At 70.0% G+C, this 2,590-nt stretch carries 2 protein-coding genes and 1 pseudogene; 1 reads left to right on the top strand and 2 read right to left on the bottom strand.

The features are described 5' to 3' along the window. Both ACIQOV_RS36745 and ACIQOV_RS36740 read right to left on the bottom strand, forming a co-directional pair. A pseudogene (locus tag ACIQOV_RS36745) lies at positions 1 to 232 on the bottom strand (hypothetical protein); the annotation flags it as partial. 115 nt (positions 233 to 347) lie between these two features. After that, positions 348 to 1,121: a GntR family transcriptional regulator gene (locus ACIQOV_RS36740; protein WP_401055141.1), complete on the bottom strand. Its 774-nt coding sequence runs from the start codon at positions 1,119 to 1,121 to the stop codon at positions 348 to 350. 351 nt (positions 1,122 to 1,472) lie between these two features. Between ACIQOV_RS36740 and ACIQOV_RS36735 the strand changes: the two genes are divergently transcribed. Next, positions 1,473 to 2,282 carry an exodeoxyribonuclease III gene (locus ACIQOV_RS36735; protein ID WP_401055140.1) on the top strand — a complete coding sequence of 270 codons (810 nt, stop codon included), beginning with the start codon at positions 1,473 to 1,475 and terminating at the stop codon, positions 2,280 to 2,282. The last annotated feature ends 308 nt before the right edge of the window (positions 2,283 to 2,590 follow it).

The raw sequence follows: 2,590 nt of genomic DNA, 5'->3' as shown, positions 1-2,590 counted from the left end.
CCCCCCGCTGGCCGCAGCAGACGAACCCGCGCCCGTCCGGCAGCTCGGCCTCGCCGTCCACGTCGATCTCGTGCTCGTACTTGGGCTCCCCGACCTCGAACGGCTCGCCCAGCTCCAGGTGCAGCGAGCCGGGCCCGTCGAAGAACACCTCCCGCACCGTTCCGTCCGCCCTGAACAGCCCGCCGTACGCCGGTATCTCCGACTTCGCCCACAGCTCCACGACCAGGTTCACGACCCCGTCCTCCCCCTCCGCGCTGCCGGAGCCTCCGATGCTGTGCCGGCCAACGGCAAAGGCCCGGACGCCAGTTGGCGTCCGGGCCTCGACCTGAGGGTGTTCGGAAGATGGTTCAGGAGGCGGTGCGGACCCCGGCCGTCGCACCGACCGGGGTGACCTCGACGAGTCCGGCCTCGCCGAAGGTCAGCTTGCAGGTGTCCGCCCGGTAGGTGGCGACGCCCAGCGCCACCAACCGGCCGGCCGCGGCGTACTGGGTGGTCATGACCAGGACCGGGGCGCCGGGCGGGCGCTCCAGCAGGGCGGCCTGCTCGGCCTCGGCGACGCCCAGCTCGACCGAGCGGGACTCGCCGTCCACCTCCAGGCGCTCCAGCTGGCGCAGCACCGAACGGGCGCGGTCGCTCTCGGCGCGGAAGCCCGGCAGGTGCGGCAGGGCGGCGGCCGGAACGTGCAGCGCCTCGGTGGCCACCGCGCGGCCCTCCACCAGGCGGACCCGGCGCACGGTGTGCACGGTGGCGCCCTCGGCGATGCCCAGGCCCTTGGCCAGCTGCGCGGAGGCGGGGGCGGTGGTGCAGTCGAGCGTCCGCCAGGACTGGCTGCGCGCGGCGCCGGGCCAGCCCTCCTCCTGCCGGTTGACCGGGACGCCGACCCGCGGGGCGGCGATCAGGGTGCCGATCCCCCGGCGGCGCACCAGGCGGCCCTCCAGCTCCAGCTGGTCGAGCGCCTGCCGCAGCGTGGCCCGGGCGACGCCGAAGCGGGCCGAGAGCTCGCGCTCGTTGGGCAGCACCTGACCGATGGAGAACTCCGAGTCGATGGCCCGCAGCAGCACCGTGCGCAGGTGCCAGTACTTCGGCTCCGGCACCGCAGAAAGCTGTCCTGTCGTCCCCACCGCGTCCTCCACCCTGATGCTGTCCGCCCTGAGACAAGGAGGGCGGATCCCGGGCCCACCGTCCGCAGTTGCGGCAGGTGGGAGAGCGGGCCTTTATCCGTCCTTCTTTATTAAAGGTCCTTGCAGTAAGTGACCCTAGGCGCTCCGTCCGAAGATGGTCAAGACCAATGGCGCGGCTTGATGGGACTGTCGCACATCTTCATGCCGCGTTCACGACAGGTCCTGTCAGTCACTGTCACCATCCACCTCCATCGGAATCCCGGAGCCCACACCCCGCGGAGCCGGCCACCCGGCCATCGGCCCCGCGCGTCACGATTCGGGTCGGGAACGACCAGTCGGTAGGCTGCCCGGGTGATCGTGGTGACGAGTGTGAACGTGAACGGAATCCGGGCAGCGGCCAGGAAGGGCTTCGTCGAATGGCTGGCCGGCACCGAGGCCGACGTGGTCTGCCTACAGGAGGTGCGCTCCGAACCCGAGCAGCTGCCCGCCGAGCTGCGCGACCTCGACGGCTGGCACGCGGTCTGGGCCCCGGCCGCCACCAAGGGCCGGGCCGGCGTCGCCATCCTCACCCGCGAGAAGCCGCAGCGCACGGTGATCGGATTCGGCTCCGAGGAATTCGACGATTCGGGCAGGTACGTCGAAATCGACCTCCCCGGCCTGACCGTCGCCAGCCTCTACCTCCCCTCCGGTGAAGTCGGCACCGAACGCCAGGACGAGAAGGAACGCTTCATGGCGGAATTCCTCGTCCACCTCACCGCCCTGCGCACCCGCGCCGCCGCCGACGGCCGCGAGGTCGTCGTCTGCGGCGACTGGAACATCGCCCACCGGCCCGAGGACCTCAAGAACTGGAAGGCCAACCAGAAGTCCGCCGGCTTCCTCCCCGAAGAGCGCGCCTGGCTCTCCCGCGTCTACGACGAGGCCGGCTACGTCGACGTCGTCCGCGCCCTCCACCCCGACCGCACCGGCCCCTACTCCTGGTGGTCCTACCGCGGCCGCGCCTTCGACAACGACTCCGGCTGGAGGATCGACCTTCTGACGACTAGTCAGAAGCTCGCGGACACCTGCGTCAAGGCCTACGTCGAGCGCGCAGCCTCCCACGCGGAGCGCTGGAGCGACCACGCACCGGTGACGGCCGTCTTCGACCTCGACCAACTCCATTAATTATTTGCGAAGTTCGGGCAGCTGGCTTCGGCTGCCGCGGTCGTCGCGCGACCTGCCGGGAGCGATGACCGCAGCTGCTATGGCCCGCGAATGGGGCTACGCGGTGATCGCCATTCTCTGAGTGGAAGTCAGTTTCTTTTCCGGGAACGCGTCGGTTTGTAAAAGTCACGATCGGGCGGCCAGCGTACGCACAGGCCTTCGCAGAGCCGTGCCCGTCATTCATGGAGTTAACACGTCGAATGACTGTCACGGCGCGCGTCTGCCGCTAGAGTCTCTGACGTTTCCAGTCGTTAGTCCGCGAAGAACGG

Origin of the sequence: Kitasatospora sp. NPDC091257, assembly GCF_044757675.1 — a bacterium.
GTDB lineage: Bacteria > Actinomycetota > Actinomycetes > Streptomycetales > Streptomycetaceae > Kitasatospora > Kitasatospora lactacystinica.
The sequence above is the reverse complement of the archived record's forward strand: the minus strand, read 5'-3'. Positions and strand labels throughout refer to the sequence as shown.